This window comes from Streptomyces showdoensis, assembly GCF_039535475.1.
In the GTDB taxonomy this organism is placed as follows: Bacteria; Actinomycetota; Actinomycetes; order Streptomycetales; family Streptomycetaceae; genus Streptomyces; species Streptomyces showdoensis.
The window spans coordinates 133,917-160,294 of record NZ_BAAAXG010000027.1 but is presented as its reverse complement, the minus strand read 5'-3'; the positions used below and the strand labels follow the sequence as shown (position 1 = coordinate 160,294).

Here is a 26,378-nt window from a genome sequence, read left to right as displayed (position 1 = left end):
TTCCGTCCAATATTTTGAATGACAGAGTTCAATTCGCTGTACTACCGTGTGGTGCACCCGATTGTTCACTGCACTGTACTGCGAGGAACCCCGCATGACCGCCCTGACGGCGCTGTTCGCCCTGGCCACCAGCCTGCTCTGGGGTCTCGCCGACTTCGGCGGCGGACTGCTCACCCGGCGCTTCCCCGCGCTGACGGTCGTGGTGGTCTCCCAGGCCCTCGCCGTCCTGGTGCTCGGCACGGTCGTCCTCGCCACCGGCGCCTGGCACGAGGCCGGCCCCCTGCTCTGGTACGCGGTCGCCGCCGGCGTGGTCGGCCCCGCCGCCATGCTCGCCTTCTACAAGGCCCTCGCCCTCGGCCCGATGGGCGTGGTCTCGCCGCTCGGCTCGCTCGGCGTCGTCGTCCCCGTCTCCGTCGGCCTGCTCCTCGGCGACCGGCCGGGACTCGCGCAGTTCGCCGGGATCGGGGTGGCCGTGTTCGGCGTGGTCCTCGCGGGCGGCCCCGAGCTGCGCGGGGCGCCGGTCCAGCGGCAGGCGGTGCTGCTCACCCTCGTCGCCGCCTTCGGCTTCGGCGCGGTGATGGCCCTGATCGCCGAGGCGTCCACCACCCTGACCGGCCTGTTCCTCGCCCTGTTCGTCCAGCGCGTCACCAACGTGGCGGTCGGGGGCGGCGCCCTGTGGCTCTCCGTCCGGCGCGGCGGGCGGGCGCTGCCGGAGGGCGGCGGCGGGCTGCGCGCGGTCCTCGCGGTGCTCCCGGCGCTGGCCTTCGTGGGCCTCGCCGACGTCGCCGCCAACGGCACGTACGCGCTGGCGGCGCAGCGCGGCCCGGTGACGGTGGCCGCGGTCCTCGCCAGCCTCTACCCGGTGGTGACGGCCGTGGCGGCGCGCGGGGTGCTCAAGGAGCGGCTGCGGGCGGTGCAGGCCGCGGGCGCGGGCCTCGCCCTGGTGGGCACGGTCCTGCTCGCGACGGGCTGATCCGGCCTGGTCCGAAAGACACGGCCTGGGCCGCCCGGGGTACGTCCGGAGGCGGCGCCCGAACCGTCCGGGCCCGGAGGTCCGTGTTCGGCCCGCCCCGGCCCCGTCAGCTCTCCAGGTCCGCCAGGTCGTTCAGCTGGTCGGGGTCGAGCGCCGCGAGGGCCGCGAGCTGGTCCGCCGTCATGCCGGCCGGTATCGCGCGCGGGGCGGGCGTGCGCAGCGGCGGCTGCCAGCCCTTCTCCGGGTCGTAGGAGCGGACGACCTTCGCGGGCGCCCCCGCCACCACCGCGTGGTCGGGCACCTCGCCCCGTACGACCGCTCCGGCGGCCACCACGACGTTGCGGCCGATCCGCGCGCCGGGCAGGATCACCGCGCCCGTGCCCAGCCAGCAGCCGGACCCTATGACGACCGGCTCGGAACGGGGCCACTGGCGCCCGACGGGCACGTCCGGGTCGTCGTAACTGTGGTTCGTGGACGTGATGTAGACGTACGGGCCGCAGTAGGTGTCGGAGCCGATGGTGATCGGCGCGTCGGCGATCACGTGGCTGCCGCGGCCGAGGACGACGCCGTCGCCGAGGGTCAGCACGGTGTCCTCACCGAGGTCCAGGTCCGGCAGCATGCCGGCGGTCAGCGTGACCTGCTCGGCGATGATGCAGCAGGCCCCGATCTCGATCCAGCGCTCGCCGAAGACCGTGCCCTGGGGGAAGGCGAGCCGGGTGCCCTCGCCGATACGGCGGAAGCGCAGCCGTCCGGGGTGCTCGGCGGTGACGGCGCCCGCCTGCTGGATCCGGCGCCAGCCGCCCTGCAGGGCGCGGGCGACGACCCGGCGCCGCCAGGCGCTGAGCGAGGAGAACGTGTTTCTGTTCCGGGGCACCCGGACACCGTAGTCGGCGGCGTCGTGGCTGATCGGTGCGGTGCGCTGTGATGTCCGTCATGGGCCGCGACTACGCTTCGCCGCAAGGCGCGACCGACGGAGCGAGCGAGCAGGAGCGAGTCATGACAGAGGCGTTGATCAGGGCCGTGGGCGGCAAGGAGCCGCAGGTGGACCCGACGGCGTTCACCGCGCCGACCTCGGTGGTCCTCGGCGAGGTCACCCTCGGGCCCCGGGCCAGCGTCTGGTACCACGCGGTGCTGCGGGCGGACTGCGGGCCCATCGAGATCGGCGAGGACGCGAACGTGCAGGACAACTGCACGGTGCACGTCGACCCGGGCTACCCGGTGTCGGTCGGCGCGCGGGTGACGATCGGGCACAACGCGACCGTCCACGGCTGCGTGATCGAGGACGACGTGCTGGTCGGGATGGGCGCCACGATCCTCAACGGCGCCCGGATCGGCGCCGGTTCGCTGGTCGCCGCGCAGGCGCTGGTCCCGCAGGGCATGGAGGTGCCGCCCGGCTCGCTCGTGGCGGGCGTCCCGGCGAAGGTGCGGCGGCCGCTGACCGAGGAGGAGCTGGCGGGCATCCGGCTCAACGCCGAGATGTACCTGCACCTCGCCAAGGGCCATGCCGAGGCCTTCCAGGACTGACCCGGCGGGCTTGACGGGCCCCGGCCCGGCGCGGCCGGGCCGAGGTCCGGAGTCGGGGAGCCGGAGTCCGGGGGACGGAGTCCGGGAGACGGAGGTCCGGGGTCCGGGAGCCGGAGGTCCGAGGTCCGGAGTCCGGGAGCCGGAGGTCCGGAGTCCGGGAGCCGGAGTCCGGGGTCCGGGGTCCGGGGTCCGGGAGCCGGAGAGCCGAGCGGACCCGGTCCCGGCCCCCGTCGCTCACCGCGTCGGCCGGCCGGGCTTCTTCTTCCGGTCGGTCCGCCCGGCGACGAGCGCCCGGCGGATCTCGGCGGCCGTCCGCCGCGCGTGGTCGCTCGTGGCGGTGGTCTCCGCGGTGGCGGGGACGAAGCGGTGCTCCGGCTGCTTGCAGTACGGGCAGGGGCCGCCGTCGTGGATGAGCCGCCCGTCCTCGCAGGCCGGGTTCCCGCACGGACCGCGGCCGACGAGGAACTCGGCGATCTCCTGCGGGGCCCAGCGGCGCCGGTTGTCCTCGTCGCGCTCGTGGATGGCGTGCGACCAGCGGCCGTGCCAGCGCCGCTCCACCCGGTCGAGGAGCTGGGCCGGGGTTCGGTGGGCGAGCTCGTCGGAGAGGATGTCGGGCAGGTTCCGCGGCAGGCGGTGGCCGAGCGCCTGGAGCAACGGCTGGGGGAAGCCCTGCATGACGAAGCCGATCGGGTCGTTGCCCGGGCCGCGCTTCCAGGTCCGGCAGCGGCAGGTGCCCTCCGCCGGGACGGGGGCGCCGCAGCGGCCGCACAGGCCGCGGCAGTCGGCGCACAGCCCGTTGTCGAGCCCGTCGAGGTGCGGCGCGGGCGCCCGGCCGCACTCCACGCAGCACGCGGCGCACATGCCGCACAGGCGCTCGTCGCCGATCCGGGTGGACCAGGAGCGCTGCTGGCAGCGGCAGCACAGGTGCGTCCGGCAGTAGTCGCCGTGGGCACCGTCGTACCTGCCGAGGTTGTCGAGCACGACGCTCCTTTCCTTCGGGCGGACCTTCGTGACGAAGGGTAACGACCCGGATACGTACGGGCAGGGGTTTTCCCGGAAGCCCTCCCCCGCCGACCGCTCCCCGCCGGCTAGTCGGCGACGGCGGCGGCCTCGGCCGCGGCGCCGGCCTCGGCCCGGGCGGTGGCCTCGGCCGCGGCCTTCTTGGCCCGGTTCTTCAGGATGAGCATGGAGGCGATCCCGATGAGGACCGCGAGGACCAGGCCGAGCCAGGAGAAGCGCTTGAGCCAGGCCTCGGCGACGACGCCCACCGAGTAGATGACGGCGGTGGTGCCGCCGGCCCAGAGGATGCCGCCGAAGACGTTGGCGATGAGGAACTTCCAGTACGGCATGCGCAGGACGCCCGCGAGCGGTCCGGCGAAGATCCGCAGCAGGGCGACGAAGCGGCCGAAGAAGACCGCCCACATGCCCCACTTCTCGAAGGAGCGCTCCGCGAGGCCGATGTTGGCCTCGCTGAAGTGCTTGGGGAACTTCCTGCCGAGCTTGGCGAGCAGCGGCCGGCCGCCCTTGCGGCCGATCGCGTAGCCGATCGAGTCGCCGATGATCGCGCCGCCGGTGGCGCAGGCGCCGAGGACGTACGGGTTGATCTCGCCGTGCTGCGAGGCGAGCAGGGCCGAGCTGACGAGGACGATCTCGCCGGGCAGCGGGATGCCCAGGCTCTCCAGGCCGATCACCACCCCGACCAGCGCGTAGACGGCGACCGCGGGGATCGTCTCCAGCCACTCCTGGACGTGCACGCGGGTACCTCTCCCGTATCGGCGACCGAACCCCGGCAGCCTACCCGGTCACCGGGTGCCGACCCGGGTCTCGGTCCACAGCCGGAAGGTCCGGGAGGACGATCCGACCCGCAGCTCGCGCCGCCCGGTGCCGAGGACCCAGTCGCGCCGGGCCGGGTCCCAGGAGGAGAGGGTGCGGTCGGCGACGCGGACGGTGACGCGGCGGCGCTCGCCGGGCGCGAGTTCGAGCCGCCGGTATCCGGCGAGGAGGCGGTGCGGCTGGTCGACGCCGAGGGACGCGAGGTCCGGGGAGGGGCCCACGTAGACCTGGGCGACCTCGACGCCCGTGCGGGTGCCGGTGTTGATCACGGTGAAGCCGACGTCGAGGCCCTCACCGAAGGGGACGACCCGCAGGTCGGCGTAGCCGAAGCGGGTGTACGACAGGCCGTGGCCGAAGGGGAAGAGCGGGGTGACGTCGTGGGCGTCGTACCAGCGGTGGCCGACGTGGACGCCCTCCCGGTACTCCTCGATCCCGTCCTTCCCCGGGTAGCTCACGGGGTCGCCCGCGGTGGGGTGGCGGTCCTCGGCGGCCGGGAAGGTCTGGGTGAGCCGGCCGCCGGGGTCGGCGTCCCCGAAGAGCACCGCGGCGGTGGCGGCCGCGCCCTCCTGACCCGGGTAGTACATCTGGAGCACGGCCGCCGTGTCCGCCAGCCACGGCATGGTGACGGCGGAGGAGGTGTTGAGGACCACGGTGGTACGGGGGTTGACCGCGGTCACCGCGGTGATCAGGTCCTCCTGGCGGCCGGGCAGGGCGAGCCCGGTGCGGTCGCGGCCCTCGCTGGCGTCCTCGTAGGCGAAGAGCACGACGCTGTGCGCGGCCCGGGCGGCGGAGACCGCCTCGGCGACGTCGGCGGCCCGGGTGGCGCCGCTCGTGGCGCGCAGCCGGAACAGCTGGCCCTTGGCGCCGCCGCGGGCGGTGACGGTGAGCGTGTGGGCGCCGGCGGCGAGGCGGCGGTCGGCGCGGCGCAGGCTCAGTCCGTCGGCGGCCCGGCCGCCGAGTCCGCCGGCGAAGAACTCGGCGACGCCCGCCTTCACGGGGAAGAGCTCGGCGCCGTCGAGGGTGACGACGGGGCGCTGGCCGCCGTAGTGGACGAAGAAGCTCCAGTCGTCGTCCGCGGTGGTGGTGAGGGTCCCCTCGTAGCTCCAGGTCTCCCCGGCGGCGAGGCCGACGGCGTCCAGGTCCCGGGCGGGCACGGTGGCGGGCAGCGGCTTGCCGGAGATGTCCTCGCCGAGGGCGTACGTGACGGTGGCGCGGTCGCCGGCCCGGGCGCGCAGGGCGTCGAGCGGGCTGTCGGCGGCGTCGGGGACGACGTGGGCGCTGCCGCCGCCGCTCACGAAGGGCACGGCGCCGGTGGGGCCGATGACGGCGATCGAGCGGGCGGCCGGGCCGGTCAGGGGCAGCGCCCCGGCCTCGTTGCGCAGCAGGGTGGCCCCGGCGGTCGCGACCCGGAGCGCGAGGCGGGCTCCGGCGGCGGCGTCGCGGGTGGGGCGGGCGGCGTCCTCGTCGAGGAGGCCGAACCGTTCGCGTACGGCGAGGATGCGGGCGACGGCGGTGTCGACGACGTCCTGTCCGACGCGTCCCTCGTCGACGGCCCGGCTCAGCGCGGCGCCGTAGTAGGCGCCGCCGGGCATCTCCATGTCGCAGCCGGCGGTGAGGGCGGCGGCGGTGGAGTGGACGGCTCCCCAGTCGCTCATGACCCAGCCGTCGAAGCCCCAGAGCTCGCGCAGGATCTCGGTGAGCAGGGTGCTGCTCTCGGTGGCGTGGACGCCGTCGACCTTGTTGTACGCGGCCATGACGGAGCCGGCCCCGGCGGCGACGGCGGCCTCGAAGCCGCGGAGTTCGGTCTCGTGGAGGGTCTGTTCGGCGGCCCGGACGTCGACGGACATCCGGTCGCGTTCCTGGTTGTTGAGGGCGAGGTGCTTGACGGTGGCGACGAGCCCCTCGGCCTGGATGCCGCGGATCTCCTCGGCGACCAGGTCGGCGGAGAGCAGCGGGTCCTCGGAGAAGGTCTCGAAGTTGCGGCCCGCGTAGGGGGTGCGGATGAGGTTGACCATCGGCGAGAGGAGGACGTCCTGGCCGAGCGCGCGGCCCTCGTGGCCGATGACCTGCCCGTAGGCGCGGGCGAGCGCGGGGTCGAAGGCGGCGGCGAGCATCACGGGCGCGGGCAGCGCGGTGGCCCGGCGGGCGACCCGGACGCCGGCGGGGCCGTCGGCGAGGCGGAGCGGCGGGATGCCGAGGCGGGGGACGCCGGGCACGTATCCGGCCTGGCCGAGTGCGGCGGGGTCGGTGGCGCCGTGCAGCAGGGCGGTCTTCTCGTCGAGGGTGAGCCGTTCGACGAGGGTGCGGACGCGTTCGCTCGGCCGCGCGGGCACCGGGCGTCCGGTGCGGCCGCCCGGCGGGGGCGGCGCGGCGAGGGCGTGCGCCGTGCCGGCGGTGACGGCGGAGAGGGCCGCGGCGCCGGCGAGGGAGAGCAGGAGCCGGCGCCGGGACAGGGAGCGGGGCGCCGGGGTGGGGTCGGTCTCGTCCTGTTCGCGACGGGGGGCGTGGGGCACGGCGGCGCTCCTTCGGACCGGCACGATTCCTGCGATCATGCGTTGATCGCACTATGCGTGACGGTTCGTCCGATTCCGCGCCGCCGTGCCGGGGACCCACCGGACGAGCGGCTCCCCGGGGGACCTCAGGCGTTGGGCCGGAGCGTCCAGACCACGGTCGTTCTGACTCCGGGAATACGGGACCTGGGGAGTTGAGCAGCCGCACGGCTTCTGACCTGCGAGTTTGCGTCCTCGGACGTCCCAATGCGTCCCGGGGAATCCCGGGGCGACGGGACCTGAGGACTCCCGGGCGTTCGGGGGGCCATGCCATGCCTCCGTGATAAAGCCAGCCAGGGCTCGCGTGTCCGACCGCAGACACCACAAAGCCCCCACGCCTTAGCGCAGGGGCTCTCTGGTTGGTCCGGCACCGGGTCCTGTTTCAGGCCCCCTAATCGAAGCTCCGATACGTGCGCCTATTTTGGCGAGTCCGTCGCACGCATCGGTTTCGAACCGATTGCAGGTCCCGAACCAGTGCCGATTTTTGCACACCCCGCTGCGCCACCGCAGCCCAGGGGTCAATTTCCAGCCGATCTCACACACGCCTCGCCCCCCTCGCGGGGCGGCACCACCGGCACCACCGGCGCCACCTGCGGGGACACGCCGGGATACTCCGGGACGCTTCGTGACCCAATCGACCTACCTGCGGCGCGTCGCACTGACGCCCTCGTCGCCGTCGAGGCCGACACCCGTGAGCACTCCCGCACCCGCTTTCTCGTGCAGCGCGGTCGCATCCTTCTGCGCCCCGAACTCTCCGAGCGTGAGAACGAACAAGATCCGGCACCTGGTGCGGTTGGCCAGGCGCTCGGCCGGTCCCGCGGCGGCCTGACCACCAAGGTCCATCTCGCCTGCGACGGCCGGGGCCTGCCCCTGGCCGTCGTCGTCACGCCCGGCAACGTCAACGATTCCACCGTCTTCGACGAGGTCATGGACGCCTTGAGGGTGCCCCGGGCCGGGGCCGGACGGCCCCGCCGCAAGCCCGACGCGGTCATCGCGGACAAGGCATATTTGTCCCGGGCGATCCGCCAGGCCCTGCGGCGGCGGGGCATCCGGGCGGTCATCCCGGAGCGGTCGGACCAGAAGGCCAACCGTGTGCGGCGCGGACAGACCGGCGCCAGACCTCCGGCCTTCAACCGCGAGCTCTACAAAGCCCGCAACGTGGTCGAACGCTGCTTCAACCGCCTCAAGCAGTTCCGCGCGATCGCCACCCGCTTCGACAAACTGGCCACCCGCTACAAAGCCGGGATCCACCTCGCCTCACTCGTCCTCTGGCTCCGCGAACCCACCCAAGATCGTTTGTCAGACAGGTCCTAGTGCGAGGAATCGAGACGTACGAGAATCTGCGGCAAGACGGCGATCTCGGTGACGCTGTCCCCCGCCTGCGAGAACTGCTCGCGGGCCGGCTGCTGCGCACCTTCCACGCGACGCGCCTCCTCGACTACGAGGTGGACGACATCAGAAGCAGGGGTCTGCTTCGCCTTACCCCGCAACTCCTCCAGGGCCGCCGGGACAAGGCTCTCGCCTCCGGGGTGATCACCGAGGAGGAGCACCGCGCCCTCTGTGAGTCCGACGCCTTCATGACCGATCCGAATGTGACCCTCCGCCTGGGCAAGGTGTGCGTTGTCGGGAACCGTCAGCCTCTGTACGACCGCCCGATCGGTGATCAGTTCAGCTTCTGGGGCGGCGAGGCCCAGTACAGCAGCGGGGTCTGGAAGAACTCGGGAAGCGACCGCGTCAAAAGACTCGGGCAGCCGGCGCTCGTCGTGGCGCTGCTCGATGCCTCGGACCCGAAGGTCGCGGTCCTGACCACCGAGCTGATCTACCCCTTCGTGGGCAGCTACCTGGGCTTGGAGAGGGTCGGCTGCCAGATCGACTTCGAAGCGGATGTCCCTGGGGACCGGATCGAGGCCGTCTGGCATCCCGGGGATGCCGAGTACGACGTGTTCGAGCGATTCCCTCGGGGCTGACCTCTGGCCACTCCAAGGTCCTCGTCTTGGACGCCTGGCGCCCGTAGTGTCGAACTCTCCTCGGAGAGGTGTACGGGCGCCATTTTCATGTCCGCTGCCGGCGCTCCTGCGGCAGGACTGCGGTGCCTGTACTCATACCGGGAGTGCTCAGCCCTTCGGGCCCCCGCGGTTTCCGGCGCCGGCGCGGCCCACTCCCCGGGCACGCGTTCAACAGCATGTTGAACAGGGCTACCCTGGCCCCCGTTTCGGACGTCAGGGGGGGGCTCGTGGGCAAGCAGCAAAGGCCGTTGGCCGAACGGATCTGGGACGACTACGTCAAGGAGGTCGAGAAGGCCGCCGACAAGGACGGCTGTGCGGCTGGCTGCGGCATGGCCATCTTCTACCCGCTGTTCTGACTGGCGTTGATCGTCCTGCCGTTCCTCTGGCTGTTCAAAGCGTGCACCGGCCCCGAGAAGGAGCCCGCGGACTCCAGGCCCTCGGTCACCCCGAGCGTCGCCGCCTCGACCACGACGCCCTCCTGGTCCACGTACAGCCCGTCGCCGATCCCCGAGCCCAGTCCGTCCTCGACGCCGGTCCTCGTCATGCCCGATCTCGTCGAGAAGCGGTAAAGCGACATTCCCGACGGATTATTCGACTACTACGACATGCAGGGGGAGAGCGCGTTCGGCGACGTCATCGTGATCGGTGTGAGGAAGATCTGCTTTCAGAAGCCCGCCGCGGGGACGAAGCTCACTCTCGGCCAGAAGGTCACCCTGTATCACGCCGGATACAACGACCGGTGCCCGAAGAAGATCGGCGACCCGAAGAAGACCCCCGAGCCGCTTCCCACCTGGGACAGTGACGACTCGTCGACCGGCGGCGGTGGCAGCGCCTATTACAGGAACTGCGCCTCTGCTCGCGCCGCCGGCGCCGCCCCGCTCTATGCGGGCGAGCCGGGATACAGAGGTGCCTGGACCGCGACAAGGACGGCGTCGCCTGCGACTGACCGACGCGCGAGTAGGTTGATCCCTCAATTCGACACGAGAGGAACGGACATGAAGCCGATAGCCCTGCCGAAGTCCAGCACCCGCTCCCGTTGGACGCTCGTCCGGGTGGGCACCCGCCGGACCAGCCTCCACACCGACCTCCAGTGCCCGATGCTGCACAGCCGGCCCGAGACGTGCGACGAGGTCGAGTTCCGCAGCGAGGACGAGGCTCTAGCTGACGGCCTGACGCAGTGCGGCACCTGCGCGCACTGAGTACACGCCACAGGCGCTTGCGGTGTTCAGCCTCTCCTCGGAGAGGACCGCGGGCGCCTTCTTCCTGCCACCGGCACCAGCGGGCCGGCGAGGCTCTCTCCTTCTCTGCACCCGGGGCAGTCAGACCTTCGGGCTCCCCCGGTTCCGGGCTCCCTACGTCACCAACTCCGCCTTGTGGCCGCGCTGTCCGTGTGATCGCCTACGCTCGTCCCGGTGCGGCACGACCCCGGGAGGGATTCATGACAGAGGGCGCATTCGAGCCTTCTCCAAGCATGTTCGACATCGAATCGCCGGCTCGGATCGTCGGACGTCCGGGACGACGGTTCGAGCGTCCTGTACGCACGGCAGGGCACATCCCGGGGCAGACGCGGATCGACTCCCGGCCCGACGCCGCGAGGGAAGATCGGCTGGCCACGCTGGTCGGCGCGCTCGGAGATGTCCGGTACGCCGTCCTGTGCGTTCAGGAGGATCTCGAAGAGGTGTCCCTTGGCTTTCCACCGTTCACCCCCGCCATCTCGCCGCCCCTCACCGAGGCCCGTACCTTCCTGGACGCGGTCGGTGCGCTGCGCAAGGCTGACACCGATCTGCGCGGGTGCGTAAGCGCCCTCCGTGAGACCGTCGATGCCGTGCTCGCGGTCGATCCGAGGTCGCGCCGCCGCCGCGAGGCCATAGAGGGCCTGGACGAGATCTTCGAGAACGACCGGACCGGGCATTCAGCCGTACATGCCATGCTCGACGAGGCGGGGAAGGTGCTCACCTATGCGAACTCTCCTGTGCTGACCGAGTCGAACGGCTACTTCGGGGCGACGAAGAAGCTCCTGGACGCCTACCGTAAGGAGGCCGAACGACTCAATTCCCTCTGCATCGGCCTGATGGTCGACGCCGCCGATCTTCTGGAGAAGACGGGAGCACTGCTCCCGGCTAGCGGGAGCGCATTCCTCGCCCCGGTCGCCTCCATGTTCATGCACCAGGTCGACGCGCTCCACCACTCCGAGTTCGAGCAGCTCGTCGCCGAGCTCCTGGACCGCGACGGATATCGGATCGTCCGCTCGGGTGGGGGCTCCGGCGACATGGGCGCGGACGTCGTCGCCGAGGATGAGCTCGGCAGGCGCGTGATCGTGCAGTGCAAGCACTTCCAGAACGGCAACGGCAGCGTGGGGCAGCCGGTGGTGCAGCACGTGTACGGCGGGGCAGTGGCGATGCACCGCTCAACGCTGGCCGTCGTCGTCACCAACGGCCGGATCACCGGCGGGGCGAAGGTGTGGGCCAAGGAGGACGACAGAGCCCGGCTGATCGACCGCGAGGCGCTCAAGCGCTGGTGTGAGGACGGGGAGCCGCTGAGCGCGGTCCTGCGCGACGTGTCGTAGCGGGGCGTCACTCGAACCCGTGCTGGCGGCATCGACTCGCGGCAGTGTCAGTGGTGCCGCCTATCCTCGCGCCCATGCCCAGACCACTCTTCACCGCAGAACAAGCCGTCGCCGCGGCGCGAGAGCACCGATGGGAGCCCGAGGAGGAGTTCCCCGGCGCCAAGAACGTGCTATGGAAGATGCGGTGCATGACGTGTGGTCAGGTCCGCAGGCGCCCCCTAAGGCGAGTCCTTGAAGGCTACGGCTGCTGGTCGTGCACGTTCTTCCTCGCTGATCCGGTGAAGCGGGAGAAGATCGTCCGGGACGCAGGATTCACGCCGACGGAGCCGCCGCACCGGCTCGCCGCGACGCCGTGGAGGTGCCGCTGCGGCACGTGCGGCAACGAGGTCGACGTCCTGGTCCACAACATCACCAAAGGGGGAGGCTGCATCTGGTGCTCGGGCCGGCGGTCGCCGGAGGAGCTCTGCGAAGAGATCCGCCGGTTCGGGTTCGAGCCCCGCACGCCCCCGCCGGCCCGGGTAAGCATGAGCTGGGAGTGCACGTGCCTGCGGTGCGGCGAGAACGTGACGCCGATCCTCGTAAACCTGCGTCAGCGCCCGGACCGGAACGGCTGCCCGTACTGCTCCGGTCTCGCCCGGATCACGCCGGAGGTGGCGGTGCAGCGGATGGAGGAGCGCGGGGCGACGCCGCTGGAGGACTTCCAGGACCGCAAATCGCAGTGGCTGATGCGGTGTCACAAGTGCGGCCGGGATTCGAGACGGCAGTACAAGGCTGTCATGCGGGGTCACGGCTGTAAGTTCTGCGACAAGCAGGGCTTCGACTGGTCGGGCCCGGCGATGGTGTACGTCATGGTCAACGAGAAGCTCGGGGCTGGGAAGTACGGGATCGCATCGCTGAGCGCGAAGCGGAGCCGGTTCTCGGTGATGCGCCCTCGGGGCTGGGCGATGGCGTACTCGCTGCCGTTCCCCACCGGGGTCGACGCGCACCGGATCGAGCAGCGGGTGGAGGACATCCTGCGGGAGGATCGGAGCGTGCCGCAGTTCCTCGCTCAGGGCGACCTTCCGCAGAACGGGGCCACCGAGACGTTCTCCCTGTCGCTCATCTCGGCGAGTGAGGTGTGGGAGCTGGTGCAGGCGGAGGCCGCGCGCGACGACGTGGAGGCCGAACAGCCGGATATTCCGGCGCCGAGGCCGCCGGCTCACACCGAGAGCCCGCGGGTGGCCGAGCAGTTGACGTTCGAGCTGTAGGCGGCAGTGGCCCCTTCGGGGGCCTTCTGCGCAGTCGGGCGCTACGCAGCACGCGGCGCACCTCTACGCGAGATCGAAGCGTCGCAACGCGAGAACTCCACTCTTCTACGCAGGATTTGATGAACGCTGCGCGTGAACTGGCACCATTTGGCGCCCACTTACTCGATTGCGACATCAAGCCTTGCGTAGTACCGTCCCTCTCAGCTCCTGACGACCTGTCGACTCCTGCAAGGGGGTCAGCGTCAGCGTGCTTAGGGGAGGAAACATCCATGCCCAAGATCCAGATCCCTGTCATCGGGTACCAGCAGGGCGGCCGGCAGATGATGGTGACCGCGATGTCCGCGCCGGACCTCGTGTCGATGGTGACCAAGCCCAAGCCGTGGAACCCGGCGGCGACCACCGAGCACGGCAACCGCGTGCGCGACCAGAAGCACCTCGACGGGATCGCGCACTACCTGGAGACGGTCGACAAGTACGTCCTCGGCTCGGTCGTGCTGTACCTGACCTCGAAGGAAGCGGAGTTCAAGGCCCTCGACGTACCGGGCGTCAGCGGGGAGCACGACGCCGCCCGGATCGGCGTGCTGAGCGTGGACATCGGCGCGAAGTTCGACGTCGGCGACGGCCAGCACCGCATCGGCGCCTACGACAAGACGATCAACGACCACGACGGCGACGACGACCACCCGCTGATCCAGCGCCTCAAGAACTCCGGGCAGCCGATGATCATCGTCATCGAGGACGACCCGAAGGGCCGCGCGCAGGACTTCGCCGACCTCCAGCGCAACGTCAAGGCCCCGACGGCATCGCTGGGGCAGTCGATGGACCGGCGCCAGCCGATCAACCGCGAACTGTCCGACCTCTTCGACACGATCCCGCTGCTGACCGGCCGTGTCGAGTACGCCAAGGACAACCCCGGCAAGCTCTCGCCGAACCTGCTCAGCTTCAAGACGATCCGCTACGTCTCCGGGCTGCTGCTGGTCGGCAACGGCTACCGGTCGCCGGCGACGATGGACAAGGCCGTCAACAGCCGCTTCGAGGGCGACGGCGCCGAGGCCGCGCGGGGCGAGCTCCGCGAGTTCTGGACGGCGCTCGGCGAGCTGACCCGGTACGCGGACGTGGTCTCGGGGGACGTGACGGTGCCGGAGCTGCGCGAGGCGACCTACCTGACCTCCGCGGGTGTCCTGTACGCGATCGCCTTCGCGGTGTACCAGGCGCACGGGAAACACAAGGTCGCCATCGCCGATGCTGTCCGCGCCGTCGACATCGTCAGCTTCGACCGCACCCAGAAGACGGCGGACATCGAGAACGAGGACACGGTCTTCGCGGGCACTCTCATCAGTCCCAAGACGGGGAAGCTGGAGGCTGGCCGTACCGCATGGGAGGGCGCCGCGGACGTGCTGCTGACGAAGATCGTGGAGGTCATCGGCAGCGACGCCACGGTCCCCGCCCAGCACGTCGTCACCGACGGCCAGCACCGCATCGCCGCCTACGACGCGATTCTCAAGGAGGAGACCGCCTAAGTTTCCCGCCTATGTCTCACCGAGCCCCCTCTCCAGAGGGGGCTTCGCGCTTTCCAAGGACCGCGCGGGGCGGTGAAGCGCGGGGATAGTAACCGCGCGGTAGCCGAAGCCGATGATCGCTCGGCGAGCAGCGCATGAGCGGGACCTGAGTTTCCGCGGTGAGCACTGGGGGCTGGCGGTGGTGCGGGCGAGGACTCGGCGGATGCTGTGCCGGTGCGGAGCCGACGGCGAGTTCTGCGACACATGCGTGAACGCAGGCGACCCTGACGAGCTCCTCGTCGAGGCGCTGGAGGAGCCCGGGGACCCGGAGCACCTGACGCAGGGACTTGCGCTGCTGGCGGCCGGGATGGTGGTGGCGCGGGCGGCAACCGACATCGAGGTGGCCAGGGAGCTCCTTGACCGCGAGGCACTACTCCTCGCGGAGGGCCAGGAGCAGTTGATCGATCTGTGGGACCGGTTGCGAGCCGACGGGAGCCGATGACCGGCACTTCGGATCGCCGGAACCGGTCATCAACGCGCTCCGTCAGCTTGATTCGCGCAGGCGCCTCAGGAAGCGCATGAGGGACGCCAGCAGCTCCTTCGGGTTATCGACCACCTCGACCGGCAGTCGGTCTACAAAGGCGAAGCCGGCGTCCCTCAAAAGGTGGTCGCGCGAGGTGTCGACAGCTCTGCGGACGCGATGGTGAGGTCCATCAATCTCCAGAACGCCTGCACGGCCTCTGTACGTGACCACCAGGTCCGGCTCCCACGTGTGTCCGGAGATCCTTCCGTACGGCAATGGGAAGATGGAGATGGTCTCCTCGGCAGGCAGTTCGCTCTCCTGGATGCGCTTCAACGCGCGGTACACGCGCAGCTCGCCGGCGTTCGTGAAGGCCAGGCGATCCTCGACGAACTTAGGCTTCTCTGGCATCATCCGCCGTGCCTGATTTGTCGGTCGATCGCCGCTCATCATCGCTTCCAACCGCTCGCGCCAGTCAGGCCCGACACGTGGCATCGTCTCGCGAAAGCCAATCCAGTCCACGCCGTAATCAAGGCGCGCGGAGACCCGGCCGAACACCTGGCGCAACGCCTCCTGAGCATCCTCGGCAAGGCTGGCGTAGTCGCCCGGATCGAACTCCAACCAGAGATCGGTGCTCCTGTTCTCGTAGTCGTCTTCGATCTCCGCACTGCGGACCTGCCGCAGCAGCTCGACGTGAGGCAGCTCCCCTCGCTGGAAGAGCAGAGCAGCCATGTGCCCCAGCAGCGAATCCGCCTTTGCTCGCCGCCGCTCTTCCTCCGACGCTTGGCTGTCGTTGATGATCTCGTCATACGTGCGTACCGCTGGCACCCACGCGCCGGACCTGATCGGCTGCTCCGCCACTGCCCCTCCCAACGCTTGCTCTTCGGATCAACATACCGAGGGGTGCTGACAGTCGAGGGGCATCAGCCCGCTCACGCCGTCCACGTCTGCACGAGCCTGCAAGGGAACAGATCGTCAAGCAGCAGCACGCACGATCCCCGCGAGCGAACCGTAGAGTCCCACCATGGCGATAACCCTGTACCACTTCACGAAGCCCGAGCACTGGGAGCAGATCCTCAAGGATGGTCACCTCGATCCGTCCTGGGATTACGGCGGGACCGTGCCAGCGATCGTGCACACCACCGACTCCCCGGATCCCTCCACGCTTCCCCAGCACCACGAAGTGGGGCGAACGATCCGGTTCGAGCTACTGCTTCCGGAGCAGCAAGCCCATCGGTGGCACACGTGGGGGAACAGGTGTCTCCCCCCTGAGTCGTTCCGATCTCTGGGAATCCCCGTCTGGACACCCGAGGATCCTGCGTACTTGACGCAGACGAACCAGGAGAGCCACCGCTGGTACGTAGTCGAGCGGCGGATTCCAAGCACGGAATGGGTACGAGTGACGAACGCCGAAACCGGCGCCATCATCTGGCCGCTACCATTGGGCTGATCGTTTTCCCGGTGACCGGCGGCGTGTGGCACAGCTACTACGACGACGTCCTCGTGTACGGCCCGAGCGGGGTCGACATCGACCACATGATGCCCCTGACCGAGGTGCACGACTCGGGCAGCTACGGCTGGAGCACCGAGCGCCGCCGCAGGTACGCCAACGACCTCGGATCCGAGGTGACGCTGGTCGGAGTCAGCGCACGCTCGAACCGCCAGAAGGCCGATCAGGACCCCGCGACCTGTATGCCGATGGAGGCCGTGCACTGCCGGTACCTCGGCGGTTGGGTCGTCACGAAGAAGAGGTGGGGTCTCAGCGTCGACGAGGCTGAGCGGGCCGCCCTGTTCCGCTACGCCGCGGACTGCCCCGACGTGACGCTGTCGTACGAGCCGGCTGCCTGACACGTCGGAGAACGCGCCCCGCTCGATCGGAGCGGGGCTGCCCCGTGCCGAAGAAACCGACGCCGCGCGAGCTCGTTGCATTCGGCGTGATGGTGCTGTATGCGGTCGTGTCCGTGCGCGAGATACACCCGGGGCCGGGCTACCCGGCGTTGTGCGCGGCGTACGGCGTCGAGCCGGTGCCCGGCAGCCACGGACTGCTGCTGATGCAGGAGAAGGGCGGCGAGGGCCGCAAGACGCTCGTGTCGCCGGACCTGGGGCTGTGCCGCATGGTGGCGGACGCGATCCGCCCCGATTTTCTGCACGGTGAGGTGATCGAGCTGCCGGCCTCGGCACCGTTCACGACGGTGACGGGGTGGATCGAGCCGGTGGGTTGACCTACCCGGTGGCTTCCTCGGCGGCGTCGATCCGGGGCTGGGACCCGTCGAGCCCGCCCTCGGTCGCGATGCGCCGGAGCTCCTCACTCCAGGGCTGACCCTTCATGAGGTGGTTGAAGGCGTCCATCGCCGACCACATGAGGACGAAGGCGATGTAGGGCGAGCGGTCGGCGGGATTGGCCGCGCCGTGGCGGAGGGTCGGTTCGCCGTGGAGCACCACCTTGTCGTCGGCGGTGTCGTCGAAGAAGCACTGCGCGGCGGTGAGCGTCGGGTGGGCGAGCTGGGTCTCGCCGGTCCACGCGGCGAGCAGCGGGGCGCCGAGCCGCTTGAGGAGCGGGTTCCGGTTGATGAACTGGTTGGCCGGGTTGGAGGGGATCTCGGCGGCCTGGACGAGGTCGGGGATAGTGGGGTCGTACGGCAGGCCGGCGAGGTCGGCGGCGTCCCGGAGCTTTTTCTGGCTGTGCTTCAGGGCCAGGTTCATGGTGTCGACCGCGTCCGCGCCGTCTTCGGCGAGCCAACGGATCTGTGCCATGTGTTCTATGAGCGCGCGGCGGTTGGGGGCGGCCTCGTGGCCGAAGCCCTTCCCGTGCAGCAATACGACAGCAGCGGCTTGGCGGTGCATGGCCGCGAGGAGGCCCCATGCGACGTAGTAGGGGCGGTTGTCCTCGTCGGGGTTGAGCTTGCTCCCCACGGTCTCCATAAGCTCGGCGAGCGCGGTGAGTCCGGCGTACGCGAGCCGGTTGTCCTGTTCGACGTCCTCGTTCATGCCGCACATGATCCCGGGGCGGAGGAGGATCGCACATGCTGTTTCCGCAGCAATATCGCGGGATATCTGGCACTGCGGAGACTGGGGGAATCGTACGACTCTCGGGAGAACACCATGCTCGAACAGGACTCCTTCTACGCCCGCCGCCCCTGGTCCAACAGCCGCGAGCAGCAGGTCACCGACTACCTGCGCGAGTGGACCGACATGCCCGCCGACTACATCCGGCGCCTGCCCCCGCCGGTCCCCAACGTCGGGCGCCCCGCCGTCCGCAACACCACCAAGCCCGGCGGCACCCCGTACGTCATCGGCATCGACGACATCGTGCGCCTCGACGCCATCTACCCCGGCTCCCGCATCGACTACAGCGGCCGGCAGTCCGGTTACTCCGCCACCGAACAGCCCGCGATGGGAGTGATCTGACCGCGGGCGAATATCGCCCTGACCTGGGGTCATGCCTAAGCTGTTCTTGGACGATCAACTGTCTCAGCCTCGTGACTTGCTCGGACGCCGACCTGTTGCACACTCGCGTGACCCAGCAGCGACGGCTGAGGAGGTCCAGGTGGACCCCGCGGAGAACTCTCCCCTCGCGCCTGATCCGGACCTGCATGAGACCGGCGGATTCGACGGTCCGAACCCGTCCGGCCGGCTCGTCAACGCAGATCAGTTCGGGCACGGGATGCGCCGCGTTTATAGCGACTCCCCGGCCGCGCCCGTGGGCCACGCGCGGATGCGGACCATGCGGCACTGGAGCAAGACCCCGGATGAGCCGTGCCGCCCAGACGGCGGTGTGGTCAACGACGAGGACAACGGGCTCGTTCCGGGCTACCGTCTGGGCACGGACTTTCAGCACGCCCCCGCGCCCGAATTTCCGTCGGACACGTGGCCAGCTCGGAACGTTGCTCCGATCCCGAAGCATCAGGGTGTCGATGACGGGTTCGAGGCCGAGGTCCGTTCCTCCCAGGGAGGCCGTCGGTGACCGGGCGATACGGGAGCCGTGAGGGTGAGGCCGCGGCGGACCGCGAGCTCGACCGGCTCGCCGAGCGCCAGGAGTCTGCGCGGCGGAACTGCACGGCGCCGGAGCACTACCCGATGCCCGAGGAGGACGGACGACCCTTCGAGCTCCCGGATCGCTACTTCTATCACGGTCCTATCGGGTCGTACCGCCGTGTCGTAGCACCTGATCCGGGAGGAGGCAGGTGACCACACCGAACCCGCCGCAGGCCCCCAGCCCCAGCCGTCCATCATCGGCACCGACACCCTCGCCGGCCGCGTGCACGGCACGGAACACTCCTGCCGATCGAGGAGCTGGTGATGAACCGCCGCCGCTCAACCGGCCGTCGGGGGCCAGAACCGTGCTTCGAGGTCGGAGAAGAAGCGACGGATGAAGGCGAGGTCGTTCTTCGCTTCCAGTATTTCTCTTCCTCCGAAGCGGAAGACCTCGTACCCCTTGAGTCGTAGCGCACGGTCCTCTGCGACCATCTCGGAGTAGAGGTCCGCTGCCGCCTCCCAATCTCCTGATCCAGGGGGGACCTCCCGGGCGTAGTGGTGCTTGCCGTCGACCTCGATCACGATGCGTACGCCGCCGGGCAGCAGAAGCAGGAAGTCCATGCGCTCGCGGGCGAGCCGGCGAGGCTTGTTGAGGGCCCGCCGCTGCCGCTCGGTGAGCGGATCGAAGTGGAGATACACCTGCGGCAGCAGAGCCGGCTCCTGCATGGCGTTGGGCCCGGCGTAGCGACTGCCGAAGGCGTGGAAGACGTACCGCTCAGCGTCCGAGGCCAAGGACGCCTTCAGTTGCTCGTACAGCGACCGTGCAACCGTGCGGTCGTCCGCCTCGCCCATGCGATTCCGTTCGCGCCACCAGTCGACGAGTTGCCCCCACGTCAGTCCGGCCTCCGTCAGGGGCCGGTCGTAGATCAGACAGGTGTCTTCGTGCTCCACAATTTCGATCGCGCCGTCGATGACCTGGCTCATCACGATCTCGGGCTTGAGGCCGGTGGAGGCGAAGATGATATTGCGCGGCTCCCCATTGACTCCGTGGAATCCGTGCGCCTCTGCCTCGGCAACGTCGAGCTCGTCCAGAGCGAGCCACACTGGCGAGAACAGCGTGTTGAGGTAGCCGCGACGTGCTGCCCAGCCGCCCCCTCCGCTCATGCCCTGGGCGCTCCAGTAGCCGTGAAACCCTCGGAAGTCCCGGAAAGGCGGGCTAAACGGGATGCCGAGTCGGCGGAGCATTGCTTTCAAGCACCTGATCGCGGCGGCGATCTCCTCGTCATCCAGCCTTTGTCCGCTGTCGGTGCCGCAGTGCTCCAGCTCCGAGTGCACCAGCGTGGAGAGCCCCTCAGCCGCGTCACGGTCCGGAGTGCCCTCCAGCGGCCCTTTCCGCAGGCGCTCAACGAGCTCAGTCTCGAACTCGGCGGTCTCCAACGGCCCTCCCCACCCGTGGACACCAGTGGTGACGCGCCGGAAGAAGTCATTGGCCTTCATGACCCAAGGCTACCGAGGGACTCTGACACTCCGGGATGAGTGCGGGCGAAGGTTGTGACGCGCATGGCTCCGGGAACGCCGTCGGCGCTTCCTGCGTCGAGAGCGTCGAGCACCGGTCCGCCTGCCGCGCCCGAACAGCTTCCGGGTCCCGTCCTCCTGCCGGCAGCCTCATGGAGGCAGCCTTCGAGCGCCCGACCGGGATAGGCGAAGCAGTCGGCAAGAGCAGCCCTGTAACCGCCGAGCAAGGAGCCTTCGCTACGCCGAAAGTGTGATGCTTACTGGTGGAGGCAGTGCGCCTGACCAGGCGTAAGACTCTGTCGTGATGCGCTGGACCCACTGACCGATTGAGCCGTCTGGTGGATTTCAACCAACGACTTTCAAGGTCCTTTTTAAAGGGCTCGTCGGGGTGGGGGAACAGCAGCCCAGGCAAGTTGATATCGAACTAAGTTCGATCCTTGAACTGGCCTGGCAGCTTGCGTCGTACTGATCCAGCCCCGGATGCCCCGGAGCCTCCCAAGGTGCCCTCGCTCCTCGGTTGAGTTGGCTGGATTTGGAGCCATGGGTGGCTCGTACTCATCTTCTGTGGACTACCGCCGAGGCCGCCGCCTTCCTGCGGATCTCCCCCAAGACGCTGCGGAATTGGCGATCCATGGGGCGTGGGCCGGCCTACGAGAGGCACGCCGGGCGCAGGGGCGTGTTCTACCGCCCGGCGGTGGTGCGGCGGTGGCAGAAGGACAACACCTGGGTCATCGACCCTGAGGCGCGGCTGAGTGCCGCAAGGAGGACGATCTGATGGTGGCGGTGTCGGTCTTCGACCGATGGCACAAGGCCCGGCCGGCGCCGGGTGAGACGACGTGCACGCACCAGGAGAAGGGCAGGCGGCTCGTCCCCTCTGCCGACCACGGCAAGGGGCGGCGATGGCAGGTCCGATACCGCGATCCGGACGGCGAGCAGCGACGCCCCGCGTTCGAGACCAAGGGCGAAGCCGACGAGCACCGGGACGCGGTAGCGCATCGCCTCAGGTCGGGGACGTATCTGCGGCCGGAGTCGAAGGGGCTGACGCTGGAGGAGTACGGCACGCAGTGGCTCACCGGCCGCAAGGGCGATATCGGCACGCTGGATGTCTACCGGCGGCATTTGCGGCTGCACGCGTATCCGATCCTGGGCGACCACGTGGTCTCGTCGCTCACACCCCGGCATATTCGTGAATGGGCGAAGTGTCTGGATGCGAGTTCTTCGCACGGGGAGTCGATCTTCTCGACGCTGCTCACGGCCGCGGTGGACGACAAGCTGCTTGCCGCGAATCCCTGCAAGGCGGAGTCGCTCGCGCCACTGCGTCCCAGGAACCGCCAGCGGAAGGCCAAGGTGGGGCCCGTGAAGGTGTGGGCGGACCCGGTGACGTCGGCGGTGGTCAGGGCGCTTCCCGAGCGGTATCGGGCGAAGGGGCTGTTGGGGGCGGGGGGCGGCACTGCGGCCGACGGAGCTGATCGGTTTTTCCCCGGATGACGTGGACTTCGAGAACGGCTGGATCGACGTCGTGCGGCAGGTGCAGTGGGTGCCGGGGCACGGCTGGTGCTTCAAGCTCCCCAAGCACCAGAAGGTGCGCCGTGCGCCGATGTCTTGGGTCCTGGCTGACGTCCTGCGGCTGCACATGGGGCAGTTCCCGCCGGTCGAGGTGATGCTGCCGTTCTACAACCCGTTCGCGAAGCCGGGCAAGGAGTTCAAGGACCGCGTGGTGCGGTTGATGTTCTACACGCCGCAGCTCAAGGTGGTCAGCTCGAAGGTTTTCAATGCGGACATCTGGAAGCCCGCGCTGGTCGAGGCAGGGGTGATCCCCGACACGCCGGGGCCCGGAGACACCAAGTACATGGCGTCCCCGGAGAACGGGGTCAGGATGCTGCGGCACATCGGCGCGACGCGGTGGATCAAGTCGGGCGAATCACCGGTGGACGTGGCGGACTGGCTGGGGCACGAGAACCCGCTCATCACGTTCGAGCGGTACGTCCACGGCCAGAACGGAGCGGGTGATCTCGGTTCCCGTGCCGTGGACGCCTTCCTCTCCGCTACGCTGCGCAGAGCAACGTTGAGTCACTGAGAGGAGATGGGACCGGTGCGGGACCTGCGCCCGCCGTTCGGCTCATTTCCCCAGGTCGTTAGGCCGGAGCGTCCACAGAACCGTCATCTCGCCGGTGACGGCGCCGTCCTCGCGGGTGATGTCGATGCGCACGGGGAACTCGGGGCGCTGTCCGGCGTCGAGTTCGGCGACGACCTCGGCGGCCGGGCGGCCGAGGGTGGCGGTGGCGGTGACGACGCCCATGGCGAGCTTCTTGTAGCCGATCTCCGCCTTGACGGCGAGCGGCACGGCGCGGCCGAGCTGGTCACCGAAGGCGGCGAGGACGATCGCGCCGCTGGCGGACTCGGCCAGGGTGAACATGGCGCCGGCATGCGGGCCGCCCACGTGGTTGTGGTAGTCGGCCTGGTCCGGCAGGCGCACGACGGCGCGCTCGGCGGTGGTCTCCAGGAACTCCAGCTTGAGGGTCCTGGCCATGGGCACCGTGGCGGCGAGCATCTCGCCGACGGTCATCTGGTCTGCGCTCATGACCGGTTATGTTACCCACGGGTAGCAGTCTTCGCCATCCCCGCACGGGGGCGGCCGTAGCCGGGCCACCGCCACACCTCTATCGTTACTCGCCATGTGGCCAGGACAGCAGCCGCCCGGGGGCGAGCAGAACCCGCAGGACCAGAGTCAGAACCCGTACGCGCAGCCGGGCCAGCCCGGCTACGGGCAGCCGAACCCCTACGCCCAGCCGGGGTACCAGCAGCCCAACCCGTACCAGCAGCAGCCGGCACAGCCCGGCTACGGCCCGCAGAACCCGCCGTACGGGCAGCCGCCGCAGGCCAACCCGTACCAGCAGCCGACCGTGCCGCAGTACACCGTGCCGGGACCGGTGCAGCCGGCCGGCGGGGACGGCGGCAAGAAGAAGCAGACCACCCTCGTGGCGATCGTCGCCGCCGTGGCCGTGCTCGCCGCGGCCGGAGTGGCCGGCTACCTCGTGCTCGGCAAGGACGACGGGAAGAAGGACCAGGCCGACGACCCGAAGCCGAGCGACAAGGTCACCTCGGCGCCCGCCACCTCCTCGGCCCCGCCGCTCGACAACCCGCGCGACGGCGCCGGGCACCAGCCGGTGATCCCCGGCTGGAAGGTCGTCTACAACCCCAAGTACGGCACGCTCTTCGACGTACCCCCCTCGTGGGAGGTGTCGAAGCAGGGCATGATCACGTACTTCGAGGACGAGAAGAAGGGCGACGGCTCCCCCGTCGTCACCATGTCCTCGCCCGCGCACTTCAAGAGCAACTGGTGCGCCTACGACACCGACAAGAACGGCACCCAGGAGACCTGGGGCCTGAGCACCGCCGGCACCAAGGGCGGCCAGGGCGCCAAGAACACCGACGAGGCCGCGTACAACGAGGCCGGCAACTGGGTCTGGGCCGGCTACGCCCAGCACATGCCCAAGGGCACCATCAAGATCACCAAGGCCGTGCCGTACACCACCAAGTCCGGCCTCAAGGGCAGCATGTCCACGGCCACCGCGCCCGGGATCAAGAAGCGCAACAAGTGCGAGTCCGACGGCAAGTCGATCGCCTTCTCCTTCAAGAACGCGAAGGGTGACTTCTCCTCCTTCGTCCTGTACGCCGCCGCCGGCGTGAAGGAGGAGCTGCCGGACGCCACCGTGCAGCAGATCCTCACCACCGTCCGCCTCGCCCCGGAGTCCCCGGAGTCGTCCTGAACCGCGCACGCATACCCGGCTGGGCCGGGCGGAACTACCTGCTGCTGACCGCCGCCGCGATCATCACCAACCTGGGCACCCACGGTGCCCTGATCGCGGCGGCGTTCGCCGTGATCCAGTCCGGTGGCGACGGCGGCGACGTCGGCCTGGTGGCGATGGCCCGCACCCTCCCCCTGGTCCTCTTCCTCCTCATCGGGGGCGCCGTCGCCGACCGGGTCCCCCGGCACCGGGTGATGGTCGCCGCCAACGCCCTCAACTGCGTCTCCCAGGCCGTGTTCGCCGTGCTCGTCCTCACCGGCGAGGCGCGGCTCTGGCACATGATGCTGCTGACCGCCCTGTGCGGCACCGGACAGGCCTTCTTCAACCCGGCCGCCGAGGGCATGCTGATGTCCAGCGTCAGCGGCGAGCAGGTCAGCCGCGCCTTCGCCCTCTTCCGGATGGCGATGCACGGCGCCGGCATCGGCGGGGCCGCGCTCGGCGGCGCGCTGATCGCCGCCGTGGGCCCCGGCTGGGTGCTCGCCGTCGACGCGGTCGCCTTCGCCCTCGCGGGCGCGCTGCGCGCCTTCCTCGACGTACGGCACATCCCCGAGCGCGGGGAGGGCGGCGGCCTGCTGTCCGACCTACGGGAGGGCTGGGACGAGTTCGCGAGCCGCCCCTGGCTCTGGGCGATCGTCGCCCAGTTCTCCATCGTGGTGGCCCTGGTCGGCGCCGCCGAGTCGGTCTACGGACCGCTGGTGGCGCAGGACGAACTCGGCGGCGCGCGGCCGTGGGGACTGGCGCTCGCCGCGTTCGGCGTGGGCACCGTGGCCGGTGCGCTCCTGATGATCCGCTGGAAACCGCGCCGGCTGCTGCTCGTGGGCACCCTGTGCGTCTTCCCCATCGCGCTGCCCTCGGCGGCGCTCGCGGTACCGCTCGACGTGGTCGGCCTGTCGGCCGCGATGTTCGTCAGCGGCGTGGCGATCGAGGTGTTCGGCGTCTCATGGATGACCGCGCTGCACCAGGAGATCCCGGAGGACAAGCTGTCCCGGGTCTCGGCCTACGACTGGTTCGGCTCGACCGCGATGCTCCCCCTGTCCACCGCGCTGGCCGGGCCCGCGGAGGGCGTCTTCGGCCGCAGCAACGCGTTGTGGGGCTCGGCCGCCCTGATCGTGCTCGTGACCGCGCTGGTGCTGCTGGTCCCCGACGTGCGCCGACTGACCCGGCGTACGAAGCGGGTGTCGGGCTCGGCGCCGGGTGTCCCTGGGACGCCTGGAGCGCCTGGAGCACCGGAGAGGCCCGCGACCGCCGAGACGCCGGCGAGCGTGGAGGCTCCGGGCACGCCCGGGTCGGCCTAGGGTGTCGTTCGGATCAGACCGGGCCCGCGACGCCTGGCTCCGCCGGCTGATCCGGGCTGATCCGGCCTGATCCGAACGTCACGATCTGGCCGGAGCCTCAGCCGATGCCGAAGGCACCCTCCGGCGGCACGGGTGACGGTACGGCCTCCGCGTCCCGCACCGGGCGGGCGTCGCCGGTGAGGCGGGCCAGCGGCTCGCCCCACTCCACGCGCGCCGGGAAGACGTCGGCCGCCGTCCGCCGGGCCAGGCCCGCGGTGTCGATCGGCCGGTCGGAGGCGACGAGCACCGCGTTGCCGAAGCGCCGGCCGCGCAGCACCGCCGGTTCGGCGATCAGCGCGAGTTCGGGGAAGACGGCCGCGAAGGTCGCCAGCTGGGAGCGGAGGAAGCCGAACGGCGCCCCGTCCGCGAGGTTCGCCGCGTAGGTCCCGCCGGGCCGCAGCACCCGCCGGGCCTGCCGGGCGTACTCGACCGAGGTCAGGTGGGCCGGCACCCGCGAGCCGCCGAACACGTCCGCGACCAGCAGGTCCGCGGAGTCGTCCGGAGCCGCCTCCAGCCACTCCCGGGCGTCCGCCCCGTGCACGGCGATCCCCGCCTCCTCGGGCAGCGGCAGGTGCTCGGCGACCAGGGCGAGCAGCCCCCGGTCCGCCTCGGCGACGTCCTGCCGCGAGCCGGGCCGGGTGGCGGCGACGTACCGGGGCAGGGTGAGGGCCCCGCCGCCCAGGTGCAGCACGTCGAGCGGGGCGCCCTCCTCGGCGGCGTGGTCGACGACGTGGGCGAGCCGCTGGGCGTACTCGAACTCCAGGTGCGTCGGGTCGTCGAGGTCGACGTAGGACTGCGGGGCGCCGTCGACCGTGAGCAGCCAGCCCCGTTCGGTGTCCACGTCGGGCATGAGCCGCGCGGTGCCCCAGTCGACGTCGCGGATGACGGGAATCTGCTCGTTCACGCCCTCATTGTGCCCGGACGATCACCCGGTCCCGCGCGGGGAGGGTGGCCCGGGACCAGGGGCCGCGTCCCGCCGGGGACGGAGACGCGGGCCCCGGGCCGAGCGGCGCGGCACCGGTCGGTGC

The 26,378-nt window shown here is 70.3% G+C and carries 28 protein-coding genes and 2 pseudogenes; 20 read left to right on the top strand and 10 right to left on the bottom strand.

Going from position 1 to position 26,378, the window contains the following annotated elements; translation table 11 throughout:
* Positions 1-103: 103 nt before the first annotated feature.
* The gene (locus ABD981_RS33590) at positions 104-973 is read left to right on the top strand and encodes a DMT family transporter (protein WP_046911595.1); all 870 of its coding nucleotides are present in this window, start codon (positions 104-106) and stop codon (positions 971-973) included.
* A 106-nt stretch (positions 974-1,079) separates the two neighbouring features.
* Here the strand turns inward: ABD981_RS33590 and ABD981_RS33585 are convergent, their stop codons facing one another.
* Entirely contained in the window at positions 1,080-1,847 is a 768-nt protein-coding gene (locus ABD981_RS33585; protein WP_046911586.1) for an acyltransferase, read from the bottom strand.
* Positions 1,848-1,969: 122 nt separating this feature from the next.
* Here ABD981_RS33585 and ABD981_RS33580 point away from each other — a divergent pair, with 122 nt between their 5' ends.
* Positions 1,970-2,497: a gamma carbonic anhydrase family protein gene (locus tag ABD981_RS33580; protein WP_046911585.1), complete on the top strand. Its 528-nt coding sequence runs from the start codon at positions 1,970-1,972 to the stop codon at positions 2,495-2,497.
* A 234-nt stretch (positions 2,498-2,731) separates the two neighbouring features.
* Here the strand turns inward: ABD981_RS33580 and ABD981_RS33575 are convergent, their stop codons facing one another.
* From ABD981_RS33575 to ABD981_RS33565, 3 genes are all read right to left on the bottom strand, one after another.
* Complete coding sequence (locus ABD981_RS33575; RefSeq protein ID WP_046911584.1) at positions 2,732-3,478, bottom strand: hypothetical protein; 747 nt, start codon at positions 3,476-3,478, stop codon at positions 2,732-2,734.
* Positions 3,479-3,585: 107 nt separating this feature from the next.
* On the bottom strand, positions 3,586-4,251 hold the full coding sequence (locus ABD981_RS33570; protein WP_046911583.1) for a DedA family protein: 666 nt from the start codon (positions 4,249-4,251) through the stop codon (positions 3,586-3,588).
* A gap of 48 nt (positions 4,252-4,299) precedes the next feature.
* Positions 4,300-6,843, bottom strand: a complete 2,544-nt coding sequence (locus ABD981_RS33565) for a glycoside hydrolase family 3 C-terminal domain-containing protein (RefSeq protein ID WP_046911582.1) — start codon at positions 6,841-6,843, stop codon at positions 4,300-4,302.
* Between the two features lie 822 nt (positions 6,844-7,665).
* On the opposite strand from ABD981_RS33565, the pseudogene ABD981_RS33560 reads away from it, so the two are divergent.
* Both ABD981_RS33560 and ABD981_RS33555 read left to right on the top strand, forming a co-directional pair.
* Positions 7,666-8,193, top strand: a pseudogene (locus tag ABD981_RS33560) (IS5 family transposase); the annotation flags it as partial.
* Complete coding sequence (locus tag ABD981_RS33555) at positions 8,193-8,846, top strand: hypothetical protein (protein WP_046911581.1); 654 nt, start codon at positions 8,193-8,195, stop codon at positions 8,844-8,846. The pseudogene ABD981_RS33560 and the gene ABD981_RS33555, both read left to right, overlap by 1 nt.
* 379 nt (positions 8,847-9,225) lie before the next feature.
* Here ABD981_RS33555 and ABD981_RS33550 read toward each other — a convergent pair whose 3' ends face one another.
* The gene (locus tag ABD981_RS33550; protein ID WP_046911580.1) at positions 9,226-9,429 is read right to left on the bottom strand and encodes a hypothetical protein; all 204 of its coding nucleotides are present in this window, start codon (positions 9,427-9,429) and stop codon (positions 9,226-9,228) included.
* A gap of 61 nt (positions 9,430-9,490) precedes the next feature.
* Here ABD981_RS33550 and ABD981_RS38970 point away from each other — a divergent pair.
* The 6 genes and pseudogenes from ABD981_RS38970 to ABD981_RS33520 form a co-directional block, all read left to right on the top strand.
* A pseudogene (locus ABD981_RS38970) lies at positions 9,491-9,766 on the top strand (hypothetical protein); the annotation flags it as partial.
* Between the two features lie 114 nt (positions 9,767-9,880).
* Positions 9,881-10,084: a hypothetical protein gene (locus ABD981_RS33540; protein ID WP_046911579.1), complete on the top strand. Its 204-nt coding sequence runs from the start codon at positions 9,881-9,883 to the stop codon at positions 10,082-10,084.
* Between the two features lie 272 nt (positions 10,085-10,356).
* Positions 10,357-11,451, top strand: a complete 1,095-nt coding sequence (locus ABD981_RS33535; RefSeq protein WP_165591029.1) for a restriction endonuclease — start codon at positions 10,357-10,359, stop codon at positions 11,449-11,451.
* A gap of 44 nt (positions 11,452-11,495) precedes the next feature.
* Positions 11,496-12,698, top strand: a complete 1,203-nt coding sequence (locus ABD981_RS33530) for a hypothetical protein (RefSeq protein WP_131723941.1) — start codon at positions 11,496-11,498, stop codon at positions 12,696-12,698.
* A 269-nt stretch (positions 12,699-12,967) separates the two neighbouring features.
* Positions 12,968-14,218 carry a DNA sulfur modification protein DndB gene (locus ABD981_RS33525; RefSeq protein ID WP_046911578.1) on the top strand — a complete coding sequence of 417 codons (1,251 nt, stop codon included), beginning with the start codon at positions 12,968-12,970 and terminating at the stop codon, positions 14,216-14,218.
* A gap of 247 nt (positions 14,219-14,465) precedes the next feature.
* Positions 14,466-14,699, top strand: coding sequence for a hypothetical protein (locus ABD981_RS33520; RefSeq protein WP_131723940.1), 234 nt, complete (start codon positions 14,466-14,468; stop codon positions 14,697-14,699).
* Between the two features lie 42 nt (positions 14,700-14,741).
* Here the strand turns inward: ABD981_RS33520 and ABD981_RS33515 are convergent, their stop codons facing one another.
* Entirely contained in the window at positions 14,742-15,578 is an 837-nt protein-coding gene (locus tag ABD981_RS33515) for a hypothetical protein (protein WP_046911576.1), read from the bottom strand.
* 163 nt (positions 15,579-15,741) lie between these two features.
* On the opposite strand from ABD981_RS33515, the gene ABD981_RS33510 reads away from it, so the two are divergent.
* Genes ABD981_RS33510 through ABD981_RS33500 form a run of 3 tightly spaced genes read left to right on the top strand, consistent with a single transcriptional unit; the run spans position 15,742 to position 16,939 of the window.
* Positions 15,742-16,167 (top strand): hypothetical protein, encoded by a 426-nt coding sequence (locus tag ABD981_RS33510; RefSeq protein ID WP_046911575.1) that lies wholly within the window; start codon positions 15,742-15,744, stop codon positions 16,165-16,167.
* 11 nt (positions 16,168-16,178) lie between these two features.
* Positions 16,179-16,565, top strand: coding sequence for an HNH endonuclease family protein (locus ABD981_RS33505; RefSeq protein WP_240495465.1), 387 nt, complete (start codon positions 16,179-16,181; stop codon positions 16,563-16,565).
* Between the two features lie 44 nt (positions 16,566-16,609).
* Positions 16,610-16,939, top strand: coding sequence for a hypothetical protein (locus tag ABD981_RS33500; protein WP_131723939.1), 330 nt, complete (start codon positions 16,610-16,612; stop codon positions 16,937-16,939).
* Between the two features lies 1 nt (position 16,940).
* On the opposite strand, the gene ABD981_RS33495 is transcribed toward ABD981_RS33500, so the two are convergent.
* Positions 16,941-17,705 (bottom strand): DUF5677 domain-containing protein, encoded by a 765-nt coding sequence (locus ABD981_RS33495; RefSeq protein WP_240495464.1) that lies wholly within the window; start codon positions 17,703-17,705, stop codon positions 16,941-16,943.
* A 114-nt stretch (positions 17,706-17,819) separates the two neighbouring features.
* On the opposite strand from ABD981_RS33495, the gene ABD981_RS33490 reads away from it, so the two are divergent.
* The gene (locus tag ABD981_RS33490) at positions 17,820-18,125 is read left to right on the top strand and encodes a hypothetical protein (RefSeq protein WP_046911571.1); all 306 of its coding nucleotides are present in this window, start codon (positions 17,820-17,822) and stop codon (positions 18,123-18,125) included.
* Between the two features lie 139 nt (positions 18,126-18,264).
* Positions 18,265-18,681, top strand: a complete 417-nt coding sequence (locus ABD981_RS33485; protein WP_046911570.1) for a hypothetical protein — start codon at positions 18,265-18,267, stop codon at positions 18,679-18,681.
* 350 nt (positions 18,682-19,031) lie between these two features.
* Here the strand turns inward: ABD981_RS33485 and ABD981_RS33480 are convergent, their stop codons facing one another.
* Positions 19,032-20,189 (bottom strand): hypothetical protein, encoded by a 1,158-nt coding sequence (locus ABD981_RS33480; RefSeq protein WP_046911569.1) that lies wholly within the window; start codon positions 20,187-20,189, stop codon positions 19,032-19,034.
* A 562-nt stretch (positions 20,190-20,751) separates the two neighbouring features.
* Between ABD981_RS33480 and ABD981_RS38965 the strand changes: the two genes are divergently transcribed.
* From ABD981_RS38965 to ABD981_RS33470, 3 genes are read left to right on the top strand one after another with little or no spacing between them, the layout of a single operon-like run.
* Positions 20,752-20,982: a helix-turn-helix domain-containing protein gene (locus tag ABD981_RS38965; protein WP_123955152.1), complete on the top strand. Its 231-nt coding sequence runs from the start codon at positions 20,752-20,754 to the stop codon at positions 20,980-20,982.
* Positions 20,982-21,695: a tyrosine-type recombinase/integrase gene (locus ABD981_RS33475; protein ID WP_123955151.1), complete on the top strand. Its 714-nt coding sequence runs from the start codon at positions 20,982-20,984 to the stop codon at positions 21,693-21,695. The genes ABD981_RS38965 and ABD981_RS33475 overlap by 1 nt, the downstream gene beginning before the upstream one ends.
* Before the next feature lies 1 nt (position 21,696).
* Complete coding sequence (locus tag ABD981_RS33470) at positions 21,697-22,284, top strand: site-specific integrase (RefSeq protein WP_123955150.1); 588 nt, start codon at positions 21,697-21,699, stop codon at positions 22,282-22,284.
* 42 nt (positions 22,285-22,326) lie between these two features.
* Here the strand turns inward: ABD981_RS33470 and ABD981_RS33465 are convergent, their stop codons facing one another.
* Entirely contained in the window at positions 22,327-22,773 is a 447-nt protein-coding gene (locus ABD981_RS33465; RefSeq protein ID WP_046911568.1) for a DUF4442 domain-containing protein, read from the bottom strand.
* Positions 22,774-22,882: 109 nt separating this feature from the next.
* Here ABD981_RS33465 and ABD981_RS33460 point away from each other — a divergent pair, with 109 nt between their 5' ends.
* Entirely contained in the window at positions 22,883-23,977 is a 1,095-nt protein-coding gene (locus ABD981_RS33460; protein ID WP_046911567.1) for a DUF8017 domain-containing protein, read from the top strand.
* Positions 23,974-25,311, top strand: a complete 1,338-nt coding sequence (locus ABD981_RS33455; protein ID WP_046911566.1) for an MFS transporter — start codon at positions 23,974-23,976, stop codon at positions 25,309-25,311. Before ABD981_RS33460 ends, ABD981_RS33455 begins: the two co-directional genes overlap by 4 nt.
* 97 nt (positions 25,312-25,408) lie before the next feature.
* Here ABD981_RS33455 and ABD981_RS33450 read toward each other — a convergent pair whose 3' ends face one another.
* Positions 25,409-26,254 (bottom strand): spermidine synthase, encoded by an 846-nt coding sequence (locus ABD981_RS33450; RefSeq protein ID WP_046911565.1) that lies wholly within the window; start codon positions 26,252-26,254, stop codon positions 25,409-25,411.
* Positions 26,255-26,378: the final 124 nt, after the last annotated feature.

Bases quoted from the DNA above. Each gene is read 5' to 3' on its own strand.
- ABD981_RS33540 (WP_046911579.1), top strand. From the start codon at position 9,881: ATGAAGCCGATAGCCCTGCCGAAGTCCAGCACCCGCTCCCGTTGGACG.
- ABD981_RS33490 (WP_046911571.1), top strand. From the start codon at position 17,820: ATGCTCGAACAGGACTCCTTCTACGCCCGCCGCCCCTGGTCCAACAGC.
- ABD981_RS33480 (WP_046911569.1), bottom strand. From the start codon at position 20,189: ATGAAGGCCAATGACTTCTTCCGGCGCGTCACCACTGGTGTCCACGGG.
- ABD981_RS33460 (WP_046911567.1), top strand. From the start codon at position 22,883: ATGTGGCCAGGACAGCAGCCGCCCGGGGGCGAGCAGAACCCGCAGGAC.
- ABD981_RS33525 (WP_046911578.1), top strand. From the start codon at position 12,968: ATGCCCAAGATCCAGATCCCTGTCATCGGGTACCAGCAGGGCGGCCGG.
- ABD981_RS33475 (WP_123955151.1), top strand. From the start codon at position 20,982: ATGGTGGCGGTGTCGGTCTTCGACCGATGGCACAAGGCCCGGCCGGCG.
- ABD981_RS33550 (WP_046911580.1), bottom strand. From the start codon at position 9,429: ATGACGAGGACCGGCGTCGAGGACGGACTGGGCTCGGGGATCGGCGAC.
- ABD981_RS33465 (WP_046911568.1), bottom strand. From the start codon at position 22,773: ATGACCGTCGGCGAGATGCTCGCCGCCACGGTGCCCATGGCCAGGACC.
- ABD981_RS33510 (WP_046911575.1), top strand. From the start codon at position 15,742: ATGGCGATAACCCTGTACCACTTCACGAAGCCCGAGCACTGGGAGCAG.
- ABD981_RS33495 (WP_240495464.1), bottom strand. From the start codon at position 17,705: ATGAACGAGGACGTCGAACAGGACAACCGGCTCGCGTACGCCGGACTC.
- ABD981_RS33580 (WP_046911585.1), top strand. From the start codon at position 1,970: ATGACAGAGGCGTTGATCAGGGCCGTGGGCGGCAAGGAGCCGCAGGTG.
- ABD981_RS33535 (WP_165591029.1), top strand. From the start codon at position 10,357: ATGTTCGACATCGAATCGCCGGCTCGGATCGTCGGACGTCCGGGACGA.